The 24490-nt window shown below is 71.3% G+C and carries 21 protein-coding genes; 12 read left to right on the forward strand and 9 right to left on the reverse strand.

All coding sequences use genetic code 11. From position 1 onward, the window contains the following. Positions 1-147: 147 nt before the first annotated feature. The 7 genes from MTE01_RS16280 to MTE01_RS16310 all read left to right on the forward strand — a co-directional run bounded on the left by MTE01_RS16280 (position 148) and on the right by MTE01_RS16310 (position 6639). On the forward strand, positions 148-498 hold the full coding sequence (locus MTE01_RS16280) for a carboxymuconolactone decarboxylase family protein (RefSeq protein ID WP_055959812.1): 351 nt from the start codon (positions 148-150) through the stop codon (positions 496-498). A 4-nt stretch (positions 499-502) separates the two neighbouring features. Further along, positions 503-1846, forward strand: a complete 1344-nt coding sequence (locus MTE01_RS16285) for a M20/M25/M40 family metallo-hydrolase (protein ID WP_141378388.1) — start codon at positions 503-505, stop codon at positions 1844-1846. 426 nt (positions 1847-2272) lie between these two features. Continuing rightward, a complete protein-coding gene (locus MTE01_RS16290; protein ID WP_141378389.1) occupies positions 2273-3334 on the forward strand; it encodes an amino acid ABC transporter permease in 1062 nt (353 codons plus the stop codon). Then, complete coding sequence (locus tag MTE01_RS16295; RefSeq protein ID WP_141378390.1) at positions 3331-4113, forward strand: amino acid ABC transporter ATP-binding protein; 783 nt, start codon at positions 3331-3333, stop codon at positions 4111-4113. The genes MTE01_RS16290 and MTE01_RS16295 overlap by 4 nt, the downstream gene beginning before the upstream one ends. 113 nt (positions 4114-4226) lie before the next feature. After that, positions 4227-5207 (forward strand): ABC transporter substrate-binding protein, encoded by a 981-nt coding sequence (locus MTE01_RS16300; protein ID WP_141378391.1) that lies wholly within the window; start codon positions 4227-4229, stop codon positions 5205-5207. Positions 5208-5268: 61 nt separating this feature from the next. Continuing rightward, positions 5269-5784 (forward strand): GNAT family N-acetyltransferase, encoded by a 516-nt coding sequence (locus MTE01_RS16305; protein ID WP_141378392.1) that lies wholly within the window; start codon positions 5269-5271, stop codon positions 5782-5784. Between the two features lie 96 nt (positions 5785-5880). Further along, a complete protein-coding gene (locus tag MTE01_RS16310; RefSeq protein ID WP_246078344.1) occupies positions 5881-6639 on the forward strand; it encodes an alpha/beta fold hydrolase in 759 nt (252 codons plus the stop codon). A gap of 194 nt (positions 6640-6833) precedes the next feature. On the opposite strand, the gene MTE01_RS16315 is transcribed toward MTE01_RS16310, so the two are convergent. From MTE01_RS16315 to MTE01_RS16325, 3 genes are all read right to left on the reverse strand, one after another. Further along, positions 6834-7337, reverse strand: a complete 504-nt coding sequence (locus MTE01_RS16315; RefSeq protein ID WP_141378393.1) for a GNAT family N-acetyltransferase — start codon at positions 7335-7337, stop codon at positions 6834-6836. A gap of 74 nt (positions 7338-7411) precedes the next feature. Next, entirely contained in the window at positions 7412-8191 is a 780-nt protein-coding gene (locus MTE01_RS16320; RefSeq protein WP_141378394.1) for an alpha/beta fold hydrolase, read from the reverse strand. A 63-nt stretch (positions 8192-8254) separates the two neighbouring features. Further along, positions 8255-9628 (reverse strand): pyridoxal phosphate-dependent decarboxylase family protein, encoded by a 1374-nt coding sequence (locus MTE01_RS16325; RefSeq protein WP_103207023.1) that lies wholly within the window; start codon positions 9626-9628, stop codon positions 8255-8257. Between the two features lie 329 nt (positions 9629-9957). Here MTE01_RS16325 and MTE01_RS16330 point away from each other — a divergent pair, with 329 nt between their 5' ends. Further along, positions 9958-10968 (forward strand): LLM class flavin-dependent oxidoreductase, encoded by a 1011-nt coding sequence (locus MTE01_RS16330; RefSeq protein WP_141378395.1) that lies wholly within the window; start codon positions 9958-9960, stop codon positions 10966-10968. Positions 10969-11085: 117 nt separating this feature from the next. Here MTE01_RS16330 and MTE01_RS16335 read toward each other — a convergent pair whose 3' ends face one another. From MTE01_RS16335 to MTE01_RS16360, 6 genes are all read right to left on the reverse strand, one after another. Further along, positions 11086-12276, reverse strand: coding sequence for an aminotransferase-like domain-containing protein (locus MTE01_RS16335; protein ID WP_141378396.1), 1191 nt, complete (start codon positions 12274-12276; stop codon positions 11086-11088). Next, entirely contained in the window at positions 12273-13928 is a 1656-nt protein-coding gene (locus MTE01_RS16340; RefSeq protein WP_141378397.1) for a dipeptide ABC transporter ATP-binding protein, read from the reverse strand. Before MTE01_RS16340 ends, MTE01_RS16335 begins: the two co-directional genes overlap by 4 nt. Then, the gene (locus tag MTE01_RS16345) at positions 13925-14773 is read right to left on the reverse strand and encodes an ABC transporter permease (protein WP_141378398.1); all 849 of its coding nucleotides are present in this window, start codon (positions 14771-14773) and stop codon (positions 13925-13927) included. Before MTE01_RS16345 ends, MTE01_RS16340 begins: the two co-directional genes overlap by 4 nt. Continuing rightward, entirely contained in the window at positions 14770-15786 is a 1017-nt protein-coding gene (locus tag MTE01_RS16350; RefSeq protein WP_116238830.1) for an ABC transporter permease, read from the reverse strand. The genes MTE01_RS16345 and MTE01_RS16350 overlap by 4 nt, the downstream gene beginning before the upstream one ends. Before the next feature lie 71 nt (positions 15787-15857). Further along, entirely contained in the window at positions 15858-17513 is a 1656-nt protein-coding gene (locus MTE01_RS16355; protein WP_116238831.1) for an ABC transporter substrate-binding protein, read from the reverse strand. A 26-nt stretch (positions 17514-17539) separates the two neighbouring features. Then, positions 17540-18955, reverse strand: a complete 1416-nt coding sequence (locus MTE01_RS16360) for an FAD-binding oxidoreductase (RefSeq protein ID WP_141378399.1) — start codon at positions 18953-18955, stop codon at positions 17540-17542. A gap of 274 nt (positions 18956-19229) precedes the next feature. Between MTE01_RS16360 and MTE01_RS16365 the strand changes: the two genes are divergently transcribed. The 4 genes from MTE01_RS16365 (at position 19230) to MTE01_RS16380 (ending at position 24431) form a co-directional block, all read left to right on the forward strand. After that, positions 19230-20411: an LLM class flavin-dependent oxidoreductase gene (locus tag MTE01_RS16365; protein ID WP_141378400.1), complete on the forward strand. Its 1182-nt coding sequence runs from the start codon at positions 19230-19232 to the stop codon at positions 20409-20411. Then, positions 20408-21760 carry an NtaA/DmoA family FMN-dependent monooxygenase gene (locus MTE01_RS16370; RefSeq protein WP_141378401.1) on the forward strand — a complete coding sequence of 451 codons (1353 nt, stop codon included), beginning with the start codon at positions 20408-20410 and terminating at the stop codon, positions 21758-21760. Before MTE01_RS16365 ends, MTE01_RS16370 begins: the two co-directional genes overlap by 4 nt. Beyond that, a complete protein-coding gene (locus MTE01_RS16375) occupies positions 21757-23634 on the forward strand; it encodes an FAD/NAD(P)-binding protein (protein ID WP_141378402.1) in 1878 nt (625 codons plus the stop codon). Before MTE01_RS16370 ends, MTE01_RS16375 begins: the two co-directional genes overlap by 4 nt. Positions 23635-23708: 74 nt before the next feature. After that, positions 23709-24431 carry a GNAT family N-acetyltransferase gene (locus MTE01_RS16380; RefSeq protein ID WP_141378403.1) on the forward strand — a complete coding sequence of 241 codons (723 nt, stop codon included), beginning with the start codon at positions 23709-23711 and terminating at the stop codon, positions 24429-24431. The last annotated feature ends 59 nt before the right edge of the window (positions 24432-24490 follow it).

Genomic DNA, 24490 nt, shown 5'->3' on the forward strand with positions numbered 1-24490 from the left:
CTGCGCTGGTACGACCTCACCTGGCCGAAACCGCAGCCCTGATCTCACCGGTGTGTCACCGTATGACGCACGACCGCCGGTCGGGGCGGCCCCGCGTGGCACCGTGGATGCGACATATCCGCACCGCTCACGCCGCCGGGAGGCCCCATGTCCGAATACTTCGATCGCACCGCTGACAAGACGTACACCAAGGTCTACAAGGCCGAGACGCCCGACATCCTCGCCGCGTTCGCCGCGTTCGATCAGGCCGTGTTCGCGCCCGAGGGCCGCGCGATCCCGCTGAAGTACCGCGAGCTCATCGCCCTGGCCGTCGGTATCACGACCCAGTGCGTGTACTGCATCGACGGTCACTCGCAGAACGCCGTGAAGGCCGGCGCCACCGAGGCCGAGCTCGCCGAGGCCGCCTGGGTCGCGACCGCCATCCGCGCGGGCGGTGGCTACGCGCACGGACGCCTGGCGTTCAAGCTCGCCGACGACGCCCGCCCGCACCAGCACTGACCCCGTGGCCGACGCGCCCTCGCCCCAGCCCGACGGGCACGAACCGCCAGACCCGGGCCCGCTCGAGACCGAGGCGCTCGAGCACATCCGCGCGCTCATCCGCATCGACAGCGTCAACACGGGCGACGCGGCCACGATCGGTGACGGCGAGACGCGCGCCGCGCTCTACGTGAAGAAGCGTCTCGACGAGGTCGGGTACGAGACGGTCCTGGTCGAACCCCGGCCGGGTCGGGCGAGCGTCATCGCACGGTTGCCCGGTTCGGATCCGGATGCCGGAGCCCTCGTCGCCCATGCCCACCTCGACGTCGTGCCGGTCGACGCCGAGGACTGGACGTACCCGCCGTTCGGGGCCGAGATCCACGACGGCATCCTGTACGGCCGCGGGGCGGTCGACATGAAGGACTTCGCGGGGATGCTGCTCGCGATCGCGCGCGCGTTCCGGCGCGACGGCGTCGTTCCGCGGCGCGACCTCATCTTCGCGTTCTTCGCCGACGAGGAGGCCGGAGGCGTGTGGGGCGCACGGTGGATCGTCGAGAACCGCCCCGAGCTCTTCGAGGGCGCGACCGAGGCGCTGAGCGAGGTGGGCGGCTTCTCGATCCCGCTGCCCGATGACCGCCGCGCCTATCTCGTCGCGACCGCCGAAAAAGGCGTGACGGTCGCCACCCTGACCGCGCGTGGGGCTGCGGCCCACGGCTCTCGACCCACCGCCGACAACGCCGTGGTGCGCGTCGCCCGGGCCGTCGCGGCGATCGGCGAGCACCGCTTCCCGGTCGCGCGGACCGCGACGCTCGAGCGCTTCCTCGAGGTCTACGGACGCGCCAGCGGCGAGCCCCTCGACGACGACGACCTGTCGCGCCTGGGGTTCTCGGCATCCGTCATCGACGCGGGAGCGCGCAACACGGTCTCGCCGACCGTGCTCGCGGCCGGGGGCAAGATCAACGTCATCCCCGCCTCGGCGAGCGCGGCACTCGACGTCCGCATCGTGCCGGGGCAGGCCGATGCAGTGCGGGAGCAGCTCGCGGCTGTCGTCGGCGACGACATCGAGGTCACGTGGACGCGCGACATCCCGGCGATCGAGGCTCCGGCAGAGGGGCGGCTGATCGACGTGCTGCAGGATGCCGTGACCGCCGAAGACCCCGACGGCACCGTCGTGCCGTACCTGCTTCCCGCCAGCACCGACAACAAGCACCTCAGTCGTCTCGGCATCCGGGGCTATGGCTTCGTGCCGCTGCGGGTTCCCGCCGACTTCGACGTGTTCGGGCAGTTCCACACGGCCGACGAGTGCGTGCCGGTCGAGGCACTGTTCTTCGGGACGCGGGTGACGGCGCGGATCCTGCGCGACGCGTAGCGGCGGGCGGGCGTGCCGAACTCCTGAGAATCCGGGCGGAAAGGCTCGTTCCGGAGCCGAAAGCCGCCGCAGCGCGCCACTTCTCCGGAGTTCAGCACGCCGCCGTGGCGGCTCCCCGGTGCTCGAGTCGCGCGCAGGTCGCGTGCGTAACTCCCGAGAATCCACGCGAGCACGCCGGCATCCGCCCCGAAAGTCGCCTCAGCGCGCCACTTCTCCGGAATTGGGCACGGCAGCCCGCCGCCAAACCGGCGACGGTAACGCCCCGAGCCGTCGCGCGTCCAGCGTGTTACCCCGCATGCCCCCGGGTTTCGGCCCGTGGCGGGGCGTTTCGACGTGTGAAACGCCCGCTCGGCGGTGCGCACGGGCCGTCATAGCGTTTCGGTCACCCACCGGCATCCCGCCGATCCGGAAGCCCAGGAGCACGCCATGACCACCACCGCGCCGGCCCCCGCCGACCGCCCGACCACCGGTCCCACCGCCGCGCGAGACACCGCGCCCACGACAGCCCACGACAAGGTCGACCTCGGCACCATCGCCGTCGTCCCCACCCGCCACTGGTGGCGTTGGATCCTCAGCGGCCTGCTGCTGTTCGTCGTGGCGCAGTTCGCGTGGAGTCTCGTCACCAACGACCGCTACCTCTGGGGCACCTTCGCGCAGTACTTCTTCTCGGAGCCCGTGCTGATCGGCATCGGCTACACGCTGTCGCTCACGGCGATCTCGGCCGTCGTCGGCTTCTCACTGGGCACGCTGCTGGCCCTCGGCCGGCTGTCGGCGTCTCCGCTGCTGAGCGGGGTGGCGTGGGGCTACATCTGGTTCTTCCGGTCGGTGCCCCTCGTCGTGCAGATCATCGTCTGGTACAACCTGGGGTACCTGTACCCGACCCTGGGCCTGGGCACCCCGTTCACGACCGATTTCTGGATCGTGGAGTTCCCGACGGTCCAGCTGGTCAGCGCCTTCGCCGCCGCGATCCTCGGACTCGGCCTGCACCAGGCGGCGTATTCGGCCGAGATCATCCGCGGCGGCCTCGTCTCGGTCGACCCCGGTCAGCACGAGGCGGCTGCGGCGCTCGGCATCCCGGCATCCCGTCGTCTGTTCCGGATCATCCTGCCGCAGGCCATGCGCTCGATCGTGCCCAACGCGACGAACGAGATCATCGGCCTGGTCAAGGGCGCGTCGGTCGTGTTCGTCATCGCGATCCCCGAGCTGTTCTACGCGGTGCAGGTCATCTACAACCGCAACAGCCGCGTGATCCCGCTGCTGCTCGTCGCGGTCGTCTGGTACACGCTGATCACGACGATCCTGAGCATCGCGCAGTACTACATCGAGCGGTACTACGCCCGCGGGTCCGCTCGGGCGCTGCCGCCGACTCCCGTGCAGCGCGCCCGCACCTGGGTGCGCACGCAGTGGGCGCGCCTCGGTGACTCCCCCGCTCCACCGGGGGGAACGGATGCCGAGACACCCACCGCCGCGAAGGGAGCTCGGGCATGACCGCGGTCACGGCGACGAGCGGGCTCGTCGAGGTGCACAACGTGCACAAGAGCTTCCACGGGGTCGAGGTGCTGAAGGGCATCGACCTGACCGTGCAGCCCGGAGAGGTCGTGGCCCTGCTCGGCCCGAGCGGTTCGGGAAAGTCGACGCTGCTGCGCACCATCAACCATCTCGAGACGGTGGATGCCGGCTCGGTCACGGTCGACGGCGAGTTCATCGGTTACGAGCTGCGTCACGGCAAACTGCACGAGCTGCGCGAGCGCGAGATCCTCCAGCGTCGCACGCAGGTGGGCATCGTCTTCCAGAACTTCCACCTCTTCCCGCACCTCACCGCCCTCGAGAACATCACCGAGGCACCTCTCGCACTCAAGCGCCAGGGCAGAGGCGAGGCGCGCGAGCTCGCTTTCGGCCTGCTCGAACGGGTGGGCCTGGCCGAGAAGGCCGACGCCTATCCCCGTCAGCTGTCCGGGGGGCAGCAGCAGCGCGTCGCGATCGCCCGCGCCCTCGCCCTGCAGCCCAAGGTGCTCCTGTTCGATGAACCGACGAGCGCTCTCGACCCCGAGCTCGTGGGCGAGGTGCTCGACGTCATCCGCGACCTCGCGAAGCTCGGCACGACCCTCGTGATCGTCACGCACGAGATCGGCTTCGCCCGCGAGGTCGCCGACCGGGTGGTCTTCCTCGACCAGGGACGCATCGTCGAGCAGGGGACGCCGGCCGACGTCCTCACCCGGCCGCAGCATCCGCGCACGCGGGAGTTCCTCGCGAAGGTGCTCGGCTGACCCGACCCCTCTCGGGCCTCGCCACGCGGGGGCCCGCTCCCACCCGTACCCGAAACCGCGGCGCCGACACCGCCGCCGCGACATCCATCCCGCACCACCACAGGAGACACAGCATGGCACTCAGTAAGAAGCAGGGCATCGCGATCGGCGTGATCGCCGCAGCGGTCGTCGCCGTCGTCGGCGTCGGCGTCAGCATCGGCCTCACCCGCCCGGCCGACGCGATCGCGGCACCCGAGCCCTCGGCATCCGCCTCGAACGCCCCGGCGGAGTGGGTGCACACCGACGCCGTTCCCGAGGCCGTCGCCGCGCTCAAGGCGAGCGGGTTCACACCTATCGAACCCGGCAAGCTGACGGTCGCCGTCGGCGCGTTCGTGCCGCCGCTGAGCTACGTGCCCGAGGGCGAGACGCTGCCCTCGGGCACCGAGCCCAACATCGGCTCGCTCATCGCCGAGGGTCTCGGCCTCGAGTACAACCCCGTCGTGGTGGCGTGGGCGGATTGGCCGCTCGGCATCCAGTCGGGAAAGTACGACCTCATCACCGCCAACGTCACGGTGACCGAGGAGCGGAAAGAGCTGTACGACTTCGCCAGCTACCGCCAGGATTTGTTGGGCTTCGCCGTCCGCGCCGACAGCTCGATCGCGAAGATCGAGACCGCCGACGACATCTCGGGCCTGAAGATCGTGGTCGGCTCGGGCACCAACCAAGAGAAGGTGCTGCTGAACTGGAACGAAGAGCTCGTCGCGGCAGGCAAAGCTCCCGCCGATCTGCAGTACTACGACGACACCGCCGCCGCGACGCTCGCCCTGCTGTCGGGTCGCGTCGACGCGACCTTCGGCCCGAACGCCACGGCCGCGTGGGCAGCGCGCGACACGGGTGAGACCAAGATCGTGGGCGTCGTCCCGGGCGGCTACCCGCTGCAGGCCGACATCGCCGCCGGCACCAAGAAGGGCAACGGACTCGTCGAGCCCGTGCAGATCGTGCTGAACGACCTGATCGCGAACGGTACGTACGCCGAGGTGCTGAAGGCGTGGAACCTCACATCCGAGGGCATCGAGACCTCACAGATCAACCCCCCGGGACTCCCGAAGTCCTGAATCCTCTGGGGGCCCGGTCTTCCGAGACCGGGCCCCTCGCACGCCTGATGGAATGGATGCCATGACCACCTCGCCCGTCTCGTCACTGACCATCCGGCTCGTCGCCCCGCACGAGCACACCGAGGCCGGCCGCGTCACCGCGGAGGCGTACCGGCAGAGCTACGACGGGCTCACCGACAGCTACCTCTCGTCGCTCGCCGACGTCGACGGGCGCGTCGCGCTGGGCGAGGTCTGGGTTGCGCTCGACGGCGAGGAGATCGCCGGCACGGTGTGGACGCCGCGCCCCGGCGAGCGCCTCTCCGAGCTCGCCGAGGAGGGCGAGCTCGATTTCCGTCAGCTCGCGGTCGCCCCCTCGGCGCGCGGGCGCGGCGTCGGAGAGGCGCTCACCCGGCACGTGATCGGGCTCGCTCGAGAGAGAGGGGCGCACCGCGTGGTCATGAACAGCGGCCCCGAGATGCTCGGCGCGCACGCGCTCTACCTGAAGCTCGGCTTCCGCCGCCTCACCGAGCGCGAGCACCCGGTCGAGGTGGAACCGGGCCGGTTCCTCGATCTGCGGGCGTTCGGCTTCGACCTCTAACGGCGCGGGGCGCGCCGGTCGCTCGGGGGGATCCGATCGAAACGGGGGCGCGCAAGCCTCACCCGCCCTCGTCGCGGCGGGCATACGGTCGCATCCGTGACGGGGAAATCAGTTCGCGACCATGCGGTGCACGGGCTCGCGTTCCGGTCGTTCTCCAGCCGCCGCGAAGGACGCCCGGTCTTCGTGCTCATCCACGGCATCGGAATGTCGCACCGCTACCTGACCCGCCTTCACGACGAACTGGCGCGGGATGCCGAGGTGCACACCATCGATCTACCGGGCTTCGGCGGGCTGCCCAAACCGCGACGGGCCGCCGACATCGCCGACGTCGCGAGGGCGCTGGGCCGCGTGCTCGACGATCTCGGCGTCGGGTCCGCGGTGCTCGTGGGCCACTCGATGGGCGCGCAGTGGGTCGTGGAGCTGGGGGTGCAGCGTCCCGAGCTCGCGCGTGCGGTCGTCGCGATCGGGCCCGTCACCGACGATCGGAGGCGCAACGCCCTGGTCCAGGCCCTGCTGCTGACCCGCGACTCCGTCCTCGAGCCGCCCCGGCCAAACGCCCTCGTCTGCACCGACTACCTGCGCTGCGGCCCCGTCTGGTGCGCCCGCCAGGCGCGGCACATGCTGGGCTACCCGATCGAGGACCGGATTCCCCTCCTCACGGCACCCCTGCTCGTCGTGCGCGGCGCCGACGACCCGATCGCGCAACAGTCGTGGGCGCAGCGCTTGGGCACCCTCGCCGCCGACGGCACGGTCGACATCGTCCCCGGTCACCGCCACCTCGTGCAGTTCACGGCGGCGCCCGAGGTCGCCCGGCGCATCCTCGCGTTCCTGGCACGCCACCGAAGCACCCGCTGAGTCGGTCCCGTCAGAGGAGGGATGCCGCGGAGCGTGGCATCCCTCGGTCTGCTGTCGTAGACGACACGGGTCGGCCGTCACCGCGTGAATGCCGCGCGAGCAGGGCGGGAGCCGAGTCGGCGGGGCGGGCCGGCGAAGCCGCGCTGCCGCCGGTCAGCACGGTCAGCACGGTCAGCCGGCGAAAGGCGAGACGCTCACGAGGGGAGCGACTTCGCGAAGCAGCGCGACGCGGGGAAGCGGACGTAGGGCGGGAAGGTCTCGATCGCGCGGTAACCGATGCGCTCGTACAGCGCGATGGCCTCGGGCTGACGATCGCCGGTCTGCAGGATCAGTCGCGACGCCCCATGCGCGAGGGCGAGACGCTCGAGCTCCGACATGAGCGCTCGGCTGGCGCCCCGCCCGCGGGCACGCCGATCGACGAAGACGCGCTTGACCTCGAGATCGGTCCCGAGCGCGCGCAGGGCCGCGTGCCCCACCGGCTCCCCGGCGGCATCGTGCACGAGGATCACGTCGACGATCGTCGCCGGATCAACCGCGAAGTCCTCCGCCAAGATCGCCTGCGTCTCGTCGTCGAAGGCGGCGAAGACCGGGGCGTAGCGGGGGCCGATCTCTTCGTCCATCGCTGTGCGCAGAGCGACGGCGCGCTCGTCGTGCCAGTCGACGCGTTCGATCGTCCACGTGGGGTGCGCCGCCGTCATGACGCCAGTATCGCCGGGGTCACACGCGTGCCGAGAGCAGGCGGAAACGTCGGGTAATACGGGGCATGCGCCGCTCAGCGATCCATGCGGGCGAGCCACTCGCGGAAGAGCGCCCCTGTGACGTCGGGCTGTTCGAGGTGCACGTTGTGACCGGCCCCGTCGAGCACGACGAAGCTCCCGCGCGGGTAGTGCTCCCGCAGGGCGAGACCGTCCTCGTACCCGACGACGTCGTCCTGACGGCCGAACACGTGCAGGGTCGGCGCGGTGAACGGTTCGGGATACCGCTCCTCCGGCACGCCATCGATTGCGTAGTCGGCGGCGATGCGGTCCATGACCGTGGTGTCGGCCCCGCGCAGACCCGGCAGGACGTACCGCTGGAAGGCGGCGAACGACGCGGCATCCTGAATGACGCTGATCTCTTCGAAGGCCTCGCGAGCGTCGCCCGCAGCGTCGAGGACCGGCGACTCGACGTGGACCACGGTGCGTTCGGGGACGCTCCGCTCGTGATGCGCCGGGCGGAATACGCCCGCCAGGGTGGCCAGGCCCCGCACACGCGGACGACGTTCGTGCGCGACGTGGCGGGCGAGCATCGCCCCGTAGGAGTTGCCGATGACAGCGAAGGGCTCATCGCCCAGATGATCGTCGATCTCGGCGAGGACGCCGTGCGCCACCTCCCGGGTACTCGACACCGTCGCTCCCCGCGCTGCCGACTCCGCCCAGGGCAGGTCGAGCAGCACCAAGCGCCACGGCGCGTCTCCGATCCACTCGGCGAGCGGCAGCATGATCCGGTGGTCCACACCGAATCCGTGCAAAGCGACGAGGGGGCGACCCGAACCGATTTCACGCGCGATCACGAAGGGGATCGTACGCGAGCGTAGCTGCGCTCCCCACCAGATGAGCGCACCACAAGCGCCCGTTCAGGCTCGCGCGAGTCCCGCCAGCAGTTCGACGAGAGCGTCCGCGTCCTCCGCGCGCGTCCGCCACGACGACACCGAGATGCGGAACGCCGGTTCCCCCCGCCAGACGGTCGCGCCGAACCACGTGTGGCCGCTGGCTTGGGCGGCGGCCACGATGCGCGCCGTCTCCTCGGCGGACCCGGCTCGTGCCAGCACCTGGTTCAGCACGACGCGATTGAGCACCGTGTAGCCGGCCCCGCGGAGACCGTCGGCGATCCGCGTGGCCGTCGCGGTCGAGTTCTCGACGAGTTCGGCCACGCCGTCGCGACCCAGCGTGCGCAGTGCCGCCCAGATCGGGATACCGCGTGCCCGTCGCGAGAACTCCAGGGTCAGGTTCTTCTGCGCGTCATCGGTCGACGGGGCATATGTCGCATCGGAGTGCAGAGCCGCGTTCGCCGCGTCGCGGTTCCGCACGATGCTGACGGCGCTGTCGTAGGGCGTGTTCAACCATTTGTGCCCGTCGACGGTCCACGAATCGGCCCGGTCGATGCCGTCGGTGAGCGGTCGAAGACGCGAGGCACGCGCCCACAGACCGAACGCTCCGTCGACGTGGATCCACCCGGCGCTCGCCCGCACCTTCTGCATGATCGGTTCGAACGGGTCGAACTCGCCCGTGTTGACCTCACCGGCCTGCAGGATCACGATCGTGCTCGCGTCGACCGCGGGGAGGGCGTCGGGGTCGATGCGTCCGTACTCGTCGGTGCGAACCCACTCGACGAGGTCCGAGCCGAAACCGAGGACGCGCAGAGCCTTGCGCACGACGACGTGCGCGAGCTCGCTCGCGACGACCCGCACCGGGGGTGCACCGGTCAGCCCGCGACGCGCGACGTCCCACCCGAGCTGTGCCAGCACGTGCTGCCGAGCGGTGGCGAGGATCGCGACCGTCCCGGCGCCCGCGCTAGTGGAGAACCCGACAGCGCTGTCGCGCGGCAGATCGAGCACCTCGACGACCCAGCGAGCGGCGATCGCTTCGATCGCGCTGGTCGCGGGCGAGCCGAGCGGAGTGGATGCCGTGTTGTCCCACGCCAGGACCAGGCGATCGGCCGCCGCCGCGACGGGGAGCGTCGCGCCGACGACGAAACCGAAGTAGCGCGCCCCGTTCGACTCGACGGCGGCTGCCGAGCCGAGTTCATCGAGCAGGGCGATGGTCGAGCGCTCATCGTGACCGGCCGCGGACAACTCCTCATCGAATCCGCTGAGCGCCTCCCGCGCATGAACCGACGGGTAGACCGGTCGTGAGCCGATGGCCGCGACGTAGTCCTGGGCGCGACGGTCGGCGTCTGCGAGGACGGCGAGTTCGGCCGGACGATCGTGAGGGTCTCGGGAGGGCAGCATGGGTCCGATTCTGACCGCCCACGGACGCGCGGCGGAGCGGCCAATCGGGACTCCGTGGACTCGTCGGGGGCGCGCCCTCGCTCCTCCGCCGCCTCGCTTCGCTGACGCCGGTCGCGTGCCCGAAAGGCGCGGAGCCTGGCACATCAGCCACGAACACGCCTCGGGTTCGCAGGAACGGGCGCGCGAGCGAAGGGGTTCAGCCGCCGATTCGATGACGGATGCCACCTCGAGCGGCGGCATTCGATCCCCTCCTGTGCCCGCTCGGCCCGGCGATGACGGACCGTGACGATGCGGCCTCGATCGGTCGCCGGCGCCGTTAGCGTGGCGGGGTGACCCGCGCTCTCCGCTCCCTCGGCTTCCTCACCATCGGCCTCTTCGATCGCGAGAACCCGCGCGCCGGGCACGAGACCACGCTGTCGATCATCGAGCGCGGCGAGCGCCTCGGGTTCGACAGCGCGTGGCTGCGCGACCGGCACCTGCAGTACGGCATCTCCTCGCCCGTGGCGGTGCTCGCCGCGGCATCCCAGCGCACGAGCCGCATCCGCCTGGGTACCGCTGTCATCCCGCTCGGGTGGGAGAACCCGCTGCGCCTCGCCGAAGACCTCGCCACCGTCGACGTGCTGACCGGCGGGCGCCTCGAGCCCGGCTTCTCGGTGGGGCCGCCCCGCCGCTTCGACGAGATCGCGCCGGCGCTGTACCCCGACACCGCCGACGCCGAGGACTTCGGATACGAGCGCCTCTCACGCCTACGCCGCTTCCTCGCCGGCGAGCGGGTCAGCCCGTTCTCGGGCACCGAGGGGATCGAGGAGTACTCGGAGCGCGTCGAGCCCCACTCCCCCGGTCTCTCGGACCGGCTCTGGTACGGCGCCGGCAGCCCGACCTCGACGACCTGGGCGGCCGAGAACGGCTTCCACCTGCTCACCAGCAGCGTGATCCAGTCGGTGCACTCGACCGACTTCGATGTCGAGCAGGACGCGCAGATCCAGCTCTACCGCGAGACGCACCCCGACGGCGAGACCGCCCGGGTGTCACAGGGTCTCGTCGTCGTGCCGACCGACACCGCCACACCCGAACAACGCCGTCGGTACGAGGCGTACGCCGAGTCGCGGCGCGGGCGCGTCGGCATCCCCCAGGGTCCGAAAGGGCTGCTGTTCGCCGAGGATCTCGTGGGCACGTCCGAGCAGATCGCCGACCGGCTGCTGTCGTCGCGGTCGTTCCCGCGGGTCGACGAGGTGGCCTTCGCGCTGCCCTTCGCCTTCGAGCCCGACGACTACGTGCAGATCCTCGAGGACATCGCGGGGCGCCTCGGGCCGCTGCTGGGGTGGCAGCCGTCAGCCTGACGCCCCGGACGCACCGCCGTCCGCGCGGCACGTTGAGTGTCCAAGAAACCCGGACGAATTCTCGAGACGTCCGGGTGTCTTGGACGCTCAACGCCAGCACGAGGGCGACGCGGCGCGTCAGCGCTGCCGCGCTACGGCCCGCGCCAGCCGCGCCGCCGCCTCCACCAACAGTTCCTCGGACGTGTCGCCGTAGGCCAGCCGCAGGTGCCGGTCGGCGTCCGTTCCCGGCCCCGAGGGGAAGAACGACCCGCGCTGGTACTCGACCCCCTCGGCGCTCGCGGCGGCGGCGAGCCGGTCGGCGTCCAGGGAGTCGTCGGTCAGGCGCGGCCACAGGAACAGGCCGCCGTCCGGCACGGTGACGTCGAAGGAGCCCGATGCCGAGAGCGCCTCGGCCAGAGCGTGCGCCCGCGCCCGGTACAGGGCTCGAGCACCGCCGAGAACCCGGTCGAAGACGCCCACGTCGCCGGTCAGCAGCTCGGCCACGACGGCCTGCACGAAGGTCGACGAGTGCGAGTCCTGGCGGCTGCGGAGGGCCACGGCATCCGGGATCAGGCGCTCCGGAAGAACGATCCAGCCGAGCCGCAGGCCCGGGCCCAGCGTCTTCGTGAAGGTGTTGACGTGGATGACGTGGTCGGAGTCGTGGAACGGTGCGAGCGACTCGGGCTCGCCGTGGAAGCGCAGTTCGCGATACGGGTCGTCGGCGAAGACGACGAAGCCGTACTTCTCGGCCAGTTCCACGAGCTCGCGACGCCGAGCGGTCGGCAGCGACGACTGCGAGGGGTTGTGGAACTCGGGAACCGTATACACCGCGGCCGGGCGGGCGCCGGCGCGCAGCTCGGCGGCGAGGGCGTCGATGTCGAGCCCCTCGGCCCCGACGCGGATGGGCAGAACGCGGGCATCCGCGAGCTCGAGCCCGCGCAGGAACAGCGGGAACACGGGGTTGTCGACCGCCACGAGGTCGCCGCGCTCGAGCACCGTCTGCACGGCGATCGCGAGGCCGTGGAACCCGCCGTTGGTGATGAGCACGCGCTCGACGGCGACGCCCTCGCGCGCGGCGATCCACTCGCGCAGCGCCGGGATGCCCTCGGTACGCGAGTACTGCAGTGACGGCGCCCCCGGTCGGGCGAGTACGCGGGCCGTCGCCTCGGCGAGCTCCGCGGTCGGCAGGACGGAGGGATCGGGGATGCCGCCGAGCAACTCGATCGCATCGGGCCGGCGATCCCGCAGGGTCTGATCGCCGAAGCCCTTCGGGTCGGTGAACGCCTCGATGAGCGCGGGACGCGAGCGGGGCGGGAAGAGCAGGGTCATGAGGGACTCCGGGGGTCGGGGGTGGGGATCGCGTCGACGAGGGCCCGTGTGTACTGCTCGCGCGGGTGCGAGAGCACGTCGGCCACCCGCCCGGCCTCCACGACCCGTCCGTCTTTGAGCACCGAGACGGTGTCGGCGATCTGCCGCACGAGCGCGAGGTCGTGCGAGACGAAGAGGTAGGTCAGCCCGCGTTCGCGCTGCAGTCGGCGGAGCACGTCGAACACCCCCGCCTGCACCGTCACGTCGAGCGCCGAGGTCGGCTCGTCGAGCACGATGACGTCGGGTTCGAGCACCAGGGCGCGGGCGATCGCGACGCGCTGCCGCTGACCGCCCGACAGCGCGTCGGGGCGACGGCGGGTGAGCTGCGGAGACAGACCCACGGCGTCCAGGGCCTCGGTGACTTTCGCCAATCGCTCGGCGCGCGTGCCGACCCGGTACTGGTCGAGCGGCTCGCGCACGATCCGCCCCACGGTCCAGGTGGGATCGAGCGAGGTGAAGGGGTTCTGGTACACGAGCTGCAGGTGACGACGGATGCCGCGGAGCTCCGCCTCGGTGCGTCCGGTCGCGGGCTTGCCGTCGACGACGATGTCGCCCGTGTCGGGGGTCTCGAGTCCGAGTAGTAGCCGCACCGTCGTGGTCTTCCCCGAGCCCGACTCCCCCACGAGCGCGTGGGTGGTGCCCGGCGGCACGCGGAACGACACCGCCGACACCGCCGCGCGCTCGGACCCGTCGACCACGAAGCTCTTCGACACCTCGCGCACCTCGATGCGGGTCGCGGTGGTGTCGGTGGTCCACGCGTCGACACCGCGCTCGTCAGCGCGCCGGTAGCGGTCGGGGTTCAGCGCGGGTGCGTCGGCCTGCAGCTGCACCGTGTACGGCGAGGTCGGCGCCGCGAAGACCTCGCGTGTGGCGCCGGCCTCCTGCACCCGCCCGTCCTTCAGCACGACGATCTCGTCGGTGCGCTCGGCCGCGATGGCCAGGTCGTGCGTGATGAGCAGCAGGCCGATGCCGAGCTCCTCGCGCAGGTCGCCGAGCAGGTCGAGGATGCGCTTCTGGATCGTGACGTCGAGGGCGCTCGTCGGCTCGTCGGCGACGAGCAGCTCGGGTCGCGGCAGCACCGCGAGACCGATGAGCACGCGCTGCAGCATGCCGCCCGAGAGCTGATGCGGATACGAGCCGTAAACCCGGCGCGGATCGGGAAGGCCCACGCGGGCGAAGACGTCGAGGATCGCGTCGCGCTGCGCGCCGGCATCCGTGATTCCCGACAACGCGGCGGCCTCGTGCGCCTGCGAGCCGATGGTGCGCACCGGGTTGAGCGCGTTCGACGGGTCCTGGGGCACGAAGCCGAGGCGCCGGCCGCGGAGAGGGCGGAACCGCGCCTCACTCAGCCCGAGCACCTCGTCGCCGGCGAACTCGACGCGTCCGCTCGCCCGCCCGGTCGCGCGGGGCAGCAGCCGCAGCACGGATCGCGCGATCGTCGACTTTCCCGACCCCGACTCGCCGATGAGGGCAAGGCTGCCGCCGTGCGGGATCGAGAACGACACGTCGTGCACCACGGGGGTTCGTCCGTAGGCCACCGAGAGGTCCCGCACCCTCAGGAGAGGTGCGGCCTCGGCGCGTGTCTGTTCGCGCGAGGGGAGAGTGAGGGTCATGACGTCCTCCGAAGCCACCGGCTGATGCGGTTGATCGACAACACCGTCGCCACGGTGACCAGGGCCGGCCACACGACGAGCCACGGCGCACGCGGGTAGTCCTTGCCGGCTGAGATGAGCAGACCCCAATCGGATGCCGGGGGCGGATCGCCGTAGCCCAGGAAGGCGAGCCCCGCGATGACGAGGATCGACAGCCCGAACTGCAGGACCGCGAGGGGCACGAGCGAGCGCGACGCGTTGGGCAGCACGTGCCGGAACAGCACGTGCAGGCTCGACCCGCCCTGCAACCGCGCCGCCTCGACGAACACCGACGAGCGCACGCGCAGCACCTCGGAGCGCATCACCCGGGCGAACACGGCGACGGCCGAGACGCCGGTGGCGATCGCGGCGTTGATGGTCTGGAAACCGAGCGAGCTGACGATGACGACGGCGAGCAGGAACGCCGGGATGGCGAGCAGCACGTCGATGAGACGGGCGAGCACCGTGTCGGTCCACGACCCCAGGAACCCCGCGAGCAGGCCGATGAGCCCGCCCACGACCACGCCGATCGCCACGGCGACGAGGGCGCTCGTCACCGACGACTGCGCACCGAACACGATGCGCGCGAAGAGGTCGCGGCCCAGGTGATCGGTGCCGAGCAGGTGCGCGGCACTGGGCGGTTGCAGCTTGTTGGCCGGCACGCCCTGCGCCGGGTTCTGCGACGTGAACAGGGTCGGCGCGAGAGAGAACGCCAGCACCACCGCCACGACGACAAACGACACGATGACGCCGAACGGAACGGCGAGGCGGATGCCGCGGGCCCGGGCGACGATGGAGCGCGGCGGCGCGGCGAGTGCGGCGGTCATCCGACGCTCACCTCCTCCCGCAGCAGCGGCGCCGGCTCTTCGCGCGGGGTCGCCGTGACCGCGCGCCCGCGCGAGCCGATGGACACGCGGGGGTCGAGCAGCGGATAGGCGAGGTCGGCGAGCAGGTTGACGACGACGAAGACGATGGCGGCGAGCGACACCACGGCCTGCAGCACGGGGAGGTCCTGACTGGCCACCGATGACTCGACCAGGGTGCCGATGCCGACGCGGCCGAAGATCGCTTCGGTGATGAGCGCGCCGCCGAGGAGCTCTCCGACGATGAGTGCGAGAACGGTGACCGTCGGCAGCGCCGAGGGCTTCACGAGGTGACGCAGGAACAGCGCTGCCTGGCGGAGTCCCCGCGAGCGCGCGACGGCGACGTACTCCTGCCGTGACTCGTGATCGAGCGAGGCGATGAGCACCTCGGCGAGCTGAGCCGACACGGGGATGCCGAGGGCCACCGCCGCGAAGAAGGTGCCCCAGGGCGTCTCGGTGTCGATCATGCTGAACAGTCCGAGCCCGAAGGCGAAGACGTGGATCAGCAGCAGGCCGATCACGAAGTTCGGGACGGAGAGGAACAGCGACGGCAGCGACCGCAGCACGCCCTGCCCGAAGCGCGCGGGCAGGAACTGCGTTCCGTACGCGATGGCGACGGCGAGCACGATGGCGACCAGCAGCGCGACGGCCGCGAGGCTCAGCGTCGACCCCAGCGCGTCGAACACGAGAGTGCTGACGGGCAGGTTCGATCGCAGCGAGACACCGAGGTCGCCGACCACGAAGCGTCCGAGCGACGATCCGAGCTGCACCCACCAGGGCTGGTCGAGGCCGTAGTACGCCACGATGCGGGCGATGTCGTCCTCGGTGAAGCCGTTGTCGGGATTGCGCAAGGTGCTCGTGATCGGGTCCCCGGGCAGGATGCTGATCACGAAGAACGTGAACAGGTACGCCAGCAGCACGACGACGAGCGCCTGGCCCGTGCGGCGCAGCACGAATCGGCCGTATGTGCGGAACATGCTCTCCTCCTCTCGTCTCGGTGTAACGGATCGAGGAGACGGATGCCGCGGCATCCGTCTCCCGTCCGGTGTCAGCTGTTGAGCCAGGCGTCCAGGTAGTACGCGTAGGCGAGGCCGTTGTAGGTCACGCCGCTGACGTCGGGGGCCTGCACGTAGACGCGCTGCACGATCTGCGTCAGCGGCACGAAGTAGCCCTGGTCGAGCACATAGCTCTGCAGCTCGTCGGCGACCTTCGCGCGGGCGTCACGGTCGGTGGCCGTGGCGATGCGCGTCGACAGGTCGTTGAGCGTGGCATCCGAGGTACCGAGCGTGAACCAGTCTTCGTCGCCCTTCTTCTGCGAGGTGAGGACGCCGGCGACGGTTCCGACGTCGACGAAGCTGCGGGTGATCTCGGTCGCGGGGATCGTCGCGTTGCCGATCACCTTCTGACCGTACGTCGGCACGTCGTAGGTCTCGAGGTTCACCTCGAACCCGAGCGCCGTCAGCTGCTGGTCGACGAGCTCGTCGACCGACTGCGAAGCCTGCAGGTACGGGTTCGGGTAGAGCGTGAACGACAGCTTCTGGCCGTTCTTCGTGCGGACGCCGTCGGCACCCTTCGCCCAGCCGGCCTCGTCGAGAAGCGCCGCGGCCTTGTCGGGGTCGTAGGCGAAGTCGGCGCTGTGGTCAGTCGCCTCGGGCACCGTGCTCTGGAACAGCGACTCGGCCGCGTGCCAGTCGGGGGTGTAGACGGTCGAGAGGATCTCGTCGCGGTCGATGCCGTGCTGCACGGCCTGGCGCACGGCGAGGTCGTCGAAGGGGGCCACCGACGTGTTCAGCGCGTAGCCGTTGACGAAGCCGAGGTAGCGGGGCGTCTCGACGGTCAGCCCCTCCTGCTTCAGGGCCTCGAGGTCCTGCGGACTGGCGTTGTACGCCACCTGCGCCTGGCCCGACTCCACCGAAGCGGTACGGAGCGTGGGCTCGGCGACCTGCTTGTACGTGATCGTGTCGAGGTAGGCCGCGCCCTCGTGGCCGAGGGCCTCGGGACCCCAGTCGTAGTCGTCGCGCTTCTTCAGCACGACGCTGTCGCCCTCGGCGACCTTCTCGACGACGAACGGACCGCTGCCGATGTCCTTCGTGAGGTCGGCCTGCTGCTCAGCGGGAAGAGCGAGAGTGGCCGGCGAGATGAGGATCGAGCCGTGGTACGCCAACGTCGGGATGAAGCTGAGGGTGGGAGCCGAGAACGACACCTTCACCGTCGTGGCATCCACCGCCTCGGCGCCGGCGTAGTTGGCCGAGGGGAACAGTCCGATGCGGTTGATGCCGTCATCGGGTCGTCCCTTCGCCCAGATGTCGATGTTCGCCACGACCGCGGCGGCATCCAGAGGCGTGCCGTCGGAGAAGGTGACGCCCTCCTTCAGGTGCAGGGTGAACTCGGTCTTGTCGGCGTTCTCGTCCCAGCTCTCGGCGATCCACGGGCTGAGGTTCCCCTCGGCGTCGACGTAGACGAGCTTGTCGGTGAGGTTGCCCCAGATCTGACCCTGGTAGCTCGAGATCGCGCTGTTGTTGGGAATCCAGGTCGCGCCGAGCGAATCGATGAGGAAGACGAGGTCACCACCCGGCTGGGGTTCGGCGTCGGCGGCCGGAGCGGCGGTCGACGCGGCGCCGCACCCGCTCAGCAGCACGGCGCCGACGGTGAGGGCGGAGGCGACGCCGAGAAGGCGCCGGAAAGGACGGAGGCGAGTGGTCATGGAAATCCTCGGGCTGTGGCGGCTGACTACAGGGCTTTGCCGGGGTTGAAGAGCCCGGCCGGATCGAGCGCGTTCTTCACGGCGAGCTGGGCTTCGCGAACACGGACGGTGAGTTCCTCGGCGGCGAGCGCGCGTTTCACTGTGCCGATGCCGTGTTCGCCGCTCACGGTCCCCCCGACGGCGAGAGCGGCGCGCACGACGGCGTCGGACGCATCGTGGACCGCGGGCGGGACGACGGCGGGGTCCGCGCCGGCGGGGATGGGGAGCGAGATGACCGGGTGGAGGTTTCCGTCGCCGGCGTGCGCGACGGCGCTCACCGAGACCCCGAACCGCGCGGCGATCGCGGGGAATCCCGCGAACAACTCCGCGATGCGCGATTTCGGCACGGCGACGTCGCCACCGGCGAACCACGAGCCCGCGTCGAAACGTCGGCCCGAGCGTCGCAGTTCCCAGAGGACCTCGGCATCCGCGTCGTTCTCGACCTCGACCCGCGCCCCTGCCGCGACGAGCGCGGTCGTCAGTTCAGCGGTCTGCTCGTCGATGCCGAAGCCGTCGAGTTCGATCAGCAGCAGGGCGGCGCCCCGGGCGCTCAGGCCCGAACCCTGCGCCGCGTCGATCCCGTCGAGGGTGATCTCGTCGAGGAACTCGATGACGCTCGGGCGCACGCGAGAGGCGGTGATGGCCCCGATGGCCGCGGCCCCCGCGTCGGTGGAATCGAAGAACGCCGTCAGGGTGCGCCGCGCAACCGGGAGCGGGCGGATGCGCACGGTGGCGCCCACCACGATGCCGAGCACGCCCTCCGACCCGACGAACAGCGAGACCAGGTCGAGACCCGTCACGCCCTTGATCGAGCGGTGGCCCACCGACACGAGGCTGCCGTCGGCGAGCACGACGTCGAGAGCGAGGACCGATTCGCGCGTGACGCCGTACTTGGCGCAGCGCAGGCCCCCGGCGTTGGTGGCGATGTTGCCGCCGATCGTCGAGATGCGCCAGCTGGCGGGGTCGGGGGCGTAGAAGAGCCCCAGGGGCGCCAAGCGCTCGTTGAGCGCGGCGTTGAGCACGCCGGGTTCGACGACGGCGACCTCGTCGGCGGGCGACACCTCGACGATGCGGTCGAGCCGGTCGGTCGAGATGACGAGCTGGTCGGGTTGCGCCGTGGCCCCGCCCGAGAGGCCGGTTCCCGCCCCACGCGGCACGACGCTGACGCCGTGACGGGCGGCGAGACGCACGAGCTGCTGCACGTCACCCACGGTCGCGGGGAAGGCCACCGTCGGCCCGTCGAGCGCCGGACCGCCGCGTCGCGGGGCGGTCCCCGCGTCGAACGCGAACACGGCCGTCTCGGACGACGATTCCCGCACCTCGATCTCGGGCGCCTCGCGGCGCAGATCGTCGAGAAGGGCGGGCACCCCCGTGAACGGGGCGATGGCGGAGGGTGCGCTCATGGGAGGCCTCTCTCATCGGGAACAGGAATGACGCCGACCGTAGGCGCGCGCGGCGGCGCGCTCATCTCGAGCGACACCGACCGTCGCGAGGCGTCACCGTCCGACACCCTGCGTTGCGGAGCGTCATAGTCGAGCGGTCGCCGAGCGCGCGCGCTAGATTCCGCCCCTTTCGTCGGTTCGTGACGCCGCAAGACGTTGCGTTACGTCACGCATTGAGACCCGCCTGGGTCCCGGGCGACAGTCGTCAGCACGTCGCCTGACCGAAGGAGCCTCGATGCCCGACCGCATCCACCTCGCCGTCGCCCTGGACGGAGCCGGCTGGCACCCGGCCGCCTGGCGAGAGCCCGGAGCCCGGCCCACCGAGCTGACCTCCGCGCTTTACTGGCGCGACCTCGCCCGCACGGCCGACGCCGCGGGTCTTGTCCTCGCGACGATCGAAGACGCGCTCAGCCTGGGCGGGCGGTCGTTCGAACCGGATGCCGAGACCCGCCGCGACCGCGTCCGCGGGCGCCTCGACGCGGTGCTGCTGGCGTCGTTCCTGGCCCCGGCCACGCGGCGGATCGGTCTCGTGCCGACCGCCACGACGACCCATCCCGAGCCCTTCCACCTCGCCACGGGCCTGCAGACCCTCGACCACGTGAGCCGCGGCCGCGCGGGCGTCCGGCTCGTCGCGGGTTCGACGGCGCAGGAGCGGAAGAACTTCGGTCGCCGCGCCGACGGACCGACCGGGTTGCCTGCATCCGGTCGCGTCGAAGACGACCCCGCGCTGCTCGCCGCCTTCCGCGAGGCGGGCGAGGTCGCCGACGTCATCCGGCGTCTGGCCGACTCGTGGGAGGACGACGCGATCGTGCGCGACCTCGAGTCGGGCAGATTCCTCGACCGCGAACGCGTGCACAACGTCGCGTTCGAGGGCGAGTTCTTCTCGATCACCGGGGCGTCGATCGTGCCGCGGTCTCCCCAGGGTCAGCCGCTCATCACGGCGCTCGCGCACCAGACGATCCCCTATCGCTTCGCCGCGGAGCACGCCGACCTCGTCTTCGTCACTCCCTCCGACGCGAGCGCCGTCGGCGGCATCCTGGACGAGCTCGACGGGGGCGACGACCTGCGCGTCTTCGCCGACCTGCTCGTGCTCGTCGACGAGACGCGCGCCGGGGCCGAGGCCGTGTGGAGCCGCCTGCAGGACCGCGCGCCGCTCACCACCGATGCGCGGGTCGTGGTCGGCACCGCGGATGACGTCGTGGACGAGATCCGCGCCCTCGCCGAGGCGGGAGTCGACGGCGTCCGCCTGCGCCCCGCCCGTCTGCCCGTCGACCTCGACGCCATCGCCGACCGGGTCGTGCCGCGGGCGGCGGCCGCCGGCATCCTGCTCCCCGACGACGGCTCACCCACCTTGCGCGAGCGTGTCGGGCTCCCCCGCCTCGCCAGCCGCTACGCCCGTCAGGAGGTCGGCGCATGACCCGCCGCCAGGTCCATCTCGCCGCGCACTTCCCGGGCGTCAACAACACCACCGTGTGGACGGACCCGAGCGCGGGCAGCCAGATCGACTTCTCGTCGTTCGAGCACTTCGCCCGCACGGCCGAGCGCGGCTTCTTCGACTACCTCTTCCTGGCCGAGGGCCTGCGTCTGCGCGAGCACCGCGGGCAGCTGCACGACCTCGACGTCGCGGGACGCCCGAACACCCTCGCCATCCTCACCGCGCTGGCCGCCGTCACCGAGCACATCGGACTGGTCGGCACGCTCAACACGACGTTCAACGAGCCGTTCGAGCTCGCGCGACAGCTCGGCACCCTCGATCAGCTCTCGGGCGGCCGGGCCGGATGGAACGCCGTGACGAGCTCCGACGCGTTCCACGGGGCGAACTTCCGCCGCGGCGGCTACCTCGACCACGCCGACCGGTACGTGCGGGCATCGGAGTTCGCGGCACTGTCGAAGGCGCTGTGGTCGTCGTGGCGCGACGACGCGGTCGTGGCCGATGCCGAGACGGGTGAGTTCCTGCGCGACGACGCCATCACGCGGGTGCGGCACGAGTCCCGTCTGTTCGACGTCGACGCGGTGTTCGACGTCCCCCGCTCCCCCCAGGGGCGGCCCGTCATCGTGCAGGCCGGGGACTCCCCCGACGGCCGCGACTTCGCCTCGACCCACGCCGACGTGATCTTCTCGCTGCACACGGAATTCGCCGACGCGCAGCAGTTCTACCGCGACGTGAAGGGCCGCCTCGCCTCGCACGGCCGCGACGAGGACTCGCTGAGGATCCTCCCCGCCGCCACCTTCGTCCTCGGCGACACCGCCGGCGAGGCCCGCGAACGCTCGCGCGAGATCGCGCTCGCGCAGGTGCGGCCCCAGACCGCGATCACCTATCTCGAGCAGATCTGGAATCGCGATCTCAGCGGGTACGACGCCGACGGACCACTGCCCGACCTCGAGCCCGACACGGGGGTCGAGACAGCGCAGGGGTTCGCCGGACGTCACGCCGCGATCCGCGCTCGCGTGGGGCAGCTGCGCGAGCAGGCCACCGCCGAGAACCTCAGCATCCGCGAGCTCGTCATCCGCCTCACCGCGAAGCACACCTTCGTCGGGACGCCGGAGCACGTGGCATCCGAGATCGACCGCTACGTCCAGGAGCGCGCGACCGACGGGTTCACCATTGTCGGGCACGTCACCCCGCACGGCCTCGACGAGTTCACCGAGAAGGTCGTCCCGCTGCTGCAGGAACGCGGGTCGTACCGCCGCTCCTACGACGAGGGGGCCACGCTGCACGACCTGCTGGGCCTGCCCCCGGTCACCGTGAGCGCCGGGGTGCGATGACCGAGCTCGTGATCGTCGGGGCAGGCCCGCGGGCGGTCATGCTCGTCGAGCGTCTGCTCGCCCGGCGCTCCCCGCTTCCGCTGCGCATCACCCTCGTCGACCCGTTCCCGCCGGGGGCGGGGCGCATCTGGCGACGCGAGCAGTCGCCGCTGCTGAAGCTCAATTCGATGGCGCGCGACGTCACCGTCTTCACCGACGAGTCCTGCACGATCTCGGGGCCGATCCGTTCCGGGCCCTCGCTGATCGAGTGGGCCGAGCGGGTGCGCGCGGGCACGCTCCCCGACGTCGCGATCGACGATGTCGAGCTGGATGCCGAGCTGCGGGGCCTGGGTCCGGACTCCTTCCCGACGCGGCGCCTGCAGAGCGCGTACCTCGACTGGTTCTGGCGTCGCACGGTGGCGATCGCCCCGCCGGGCGTCGAGGTGCGGTGGCACGAGGGTACCGTGCAGTGGGTCGACGACACGGCCGACGGGTACGAGATCGCCCTCGCCGACGGCATCCGTCTGCCCGCCGACGTTCTCGTGTACGCGATGGGGCACAACGCCCGCGAGCTCGAGGGCGAGGCGGTCTCGTTGCGCGAGGCCGCCGCCCGCACCGGGCTGACCTACGTTCCCCCGGCCTTCACCGCCGACGCCGACCTGAGCGTCTTCGCACCCGGCGACGACGTGACCGTCCGCGGGATGGGGCTGGCGGCCGTCGACGCCGTGGTGCTGCTCACCGCGGGGCGGGGCGGTCGCTTCGTCACCGGTGCGGACGGGAGGCTGCGCTACGAGCCCTCGGGCCGCGAGCCGCGGCTGCACCTCGGATCTCGACGCGGCGTGCCCTACCGCTCGAAGGTGTCGTCTCAGCTTCAGGGAGACCCGCCCGTGCGCGAGGTGCTGACCCCCGCGGCGGTCGCCGCGCTGCTCGCGCGCCCCGGCACGATCGATTTCCTCGACGACGTCTGGCCGCTCATCGCGCGCGAGCTCGTGTGGGGCCACTACCGCGAACTCTTCACGGGTCACCCCGAGCGCGTCACGACGACGTGGCAGGCCTTCCGCGAAACCCTTCGAGAGGTGGATGCCGACACCTCGGCCCTCCGCCGGGCCGCCGCCGCGGTGGTGCCCGACCCTCTCGACCGCTTCGACGTGCGCACACTCGACGTACCGCTGGGAGACGAGACGTTCGCCGACGCCGTCGAGGTGCACGAGCGGGTGAGCCGGCACATCCTCGACGACCTGCACCTGCGCACGAACCAGGATCGCAGCACGGCCCAGGCGCTGTTCCTCACGATCCTGTCGTCGTTCCTGGCACTGGCGGACATCCCGACCGAGCGGTGGAGCGCGCGCTCCCGGGCCGTCGACCTGCCCGTGACCTGGCACGCGTTCTTCAGCTACGTCGCCTCGGGTCCGCCCGCGCACCGTCTGCACGAGTTCCTCGCGCTGGCCGACGCGGGGATCGTCCGTTTTCTCGGGCCCGACGTCGCGGTGCACGTCGACGTCGACCGGGGTTTCGTCGCCTCGTCGCCGCGAACCGGCGACAACGTGAGCGCTCGAGGACTCATCGACGCGTGGCTTCCCGCCGCGACCGCGTCGGCGAGCGAGAACCCCGCACTCCGCGAGCTGGCCAGTCGTCACGGACGCGAGGTGCACGTCTCGGATGAGACGTTCACCGGCTCGCTCGGGCGCATCGACGTCGACGCCGACGGTCGCGTGATCGCGCGCGACGGGCGGTCGCGCCCGGCGATGTTCGCGATCGGGCCCTTCACCTCGTCGATGGAGGCCGGCGCTTTCACCCGCCCGCGCTCCGATTCGCTGTCGCTGCGCCAGACCGACCGAGTCGCCGGGGCGGTCGCCGCCGCCCTCGCGGCCCGCACCACGGCCGGGGTGCGCTGAGCCCCGCGGAATGCGGGACTCTCGCCGCTGTTGTCTTAAGTGCGCCTCGCCGCACCTCGCCCAGAACGGATGCCATGACCACCACCACCGCCCTCCCGCTTCCCGTTCCGCACGCCGGCGCCACCGTGCTCGACAACGCCGCCTGGCATTCGCTCGCCGGTCCGCACGCGCGCTTCGCGATCGGCGGCGATCTGGTCAAGCGTTACCCCGAAGACGTCGCCCCGTTCGTGGCCGTGCGCACGTGGGACGACCCGAACGTGTGGGAGGCGCTGCGCGAGCTCGTCGGCCCCGGCGCCGACGTGGGCCTGTCGGGTTTCGAGGGCGAGATCCCCGCGGACTGGCAGTGGGTCGGCGGCGGCGAGGGAGTCCAGCTCGTCGAGACCGATGCCCTGCAGACTCGCCCCGACGACGAGGCCATCGAGCTGAGCGCCGATGACGCGGCCGAGATGATCGACATCGTCGCGCGCAACCAGCCCGGTCCCTTCCGACCCCGTACCTACGAGCTCGGCCGGTACATCGGCATCCGTCGTGAGGGGCGTCTCGTGGCGATGGCCGGCGAGCGTCTGCACCCCACCGGATGGTCCGAGATCAGTGCCGTCGCCGTCGACGCCGACCACCGCCGCCAGGGACTCGCCTCACGACTCGTGCTCGATGTCGCCTTCCACATCCAGCAACGCGGCGACCGTGCGCTGCTGCACGCCGCGGCGACGAACCTCGGCGCGATCGCCGCGTACGAGCGCCTGGGCTTCGCGCTGCGTCGCCGCAACAGGTTCGCTGCGGTGCGCACGCCCGCGTGAGCCGACGCTAACGCGTGAGCGCGGTCGCCGTTCCGCGGCGCCGGGTTCCCGGGCTGGTG

It is taken from the genome of Microbacterium testaceum (assembly GCF_006539145.1).
In the GTDB taxonomy this organism is placed as follows: Bacteria; Actinomycetota; Actinomycetes; order Actinomycetales; family Microbacteriaceae; genus Microbacterium; species Microbacterium testaceum.

Excerpts from the sequence above, each read along its gene's own strand:
- MTE01_RS16295 (WP_141378390.1), top strand. The coding sequence starts at position 3,331 with ATGACCGCGGTCACGGCGACGAGCGGGCTCGTCGAGGTGCACAACGTG.
- MTE01_RS16380 (WP_141378403.1), top strand. The coding sequence starts at position 23,709 with ATGACCACCACCACCGCCCTCCCGCTTCCCGTTCCGCACGCCGGCGCC.
- MTE01_RS16355 (WP_116238831.1), bottom strand. The coding sequence starts at position 17,513 with ATGACCACTCGCCTCCGTCCTTTCCGGCGCCTTCTCGGCGTCGCCTCC.
- MTE01_RS16325 (WP_103207023.1), bottom strand. The coding sequence starts at position 9,628 with ATGCTGCCCTCCCGAGACCCTCACGATCGTCCGGCCGAACTCGCCGTC.
- MTE01_RS16350 (WP_116238830.1), bottom strand. The coding sequence starts at position 15,786 with ATGTTCCGCACATACGGCCGATTCGTGCTGCGCCGCACGGGCCAGGCG.
- MTE01_RS16370 (WP_141378401.1), top strand. The coding sequence starts at position 20,408 with ATGACCCGCCGCCAGGTCCATCTCGCCGCGCACTTCCCGGGCGTCAAC.
- MTE01_RS16280 (WP_055959812.1), top strand. The coding sequence starts at position 148 with ATGTCCGAATACTTCGATCGCACCGCTGACAAGACGTACACCAAGGTC.
- MTE01_RS16360 (WP_141378399.1), bottom strand. The coding sequence starts at position 18,955 with ATGAGCGCACCCTCCGCCATCGCCCCGTTCACGGGGGTGCCCGCCCTT.
- MTE01_RS16335 (WP_141378396.1), bottom strand. The coding sequence starts at position 12,276 with ATGACCCTGCTCTTCCCGCCCCGCTCGCGTCCCGCGCTCATCGAGGCG.
- MTE01_RS16305 (WP_141378392.1), top strand. The coding sequence starts at position 5,269 with ATGACCACCTCGCCCGTCTCGTCACTGACCATCCGGCTCGTCGCCCCG.
- MTE01_RS16340 (WP_141378397.1), bottom strand. The coding sequence starts at position 13,928 with ATGACCCTCACTCTCCCCTCGCGCGAACAGACACGCGCCGAGGCCGCA.
- MTE01_RS16345 (WP_141378398.1), bottom strand. The coding sequence starts at position 14,773 with ATGACCGCCGCACTCGCCGCGCCGCCGCGCTCCATCGTCGCCCGGGCC.
- MTE01_RS16290 (WP_141378389.1), top strand. The coding sequence starts at position 2,273 with ATGACCACCACCGCGCCGGCCCCCGCCGACCGCCCGACCACCGGTCCC.
- MTE01_RS16300 (WP_141378391.1), top strand. The coding sequence starts at position 4,227 with ATGGCACTCAGTAAGAAGCAGGGCATCGCGATCGGCGTGATCGCCGCA.
- MTE01_RS16315 (WP_141378393.1), bottom strand. The coding sequence starts at position 7,337 with ATGACGGCGGCGCACCCCACGTGGACGATCGAACGCGTCGACTGGCAC.
- MTE01_RS16365 (WP_141378400.1), top strand. The coding sequence starts at position 19,230 with ATGCCCGACCGCATCCACCTCGCCGTCGCCCTGGACGGAGCCGGCTGG.
- MTE01_RS16375 (WP_141378402.1), top strand. The coding sequence starts at position 21,757 with ATGACCGAGCTCGTGATCGTCGGGGCAGGCCCGCGGGCGGTCATGCTC.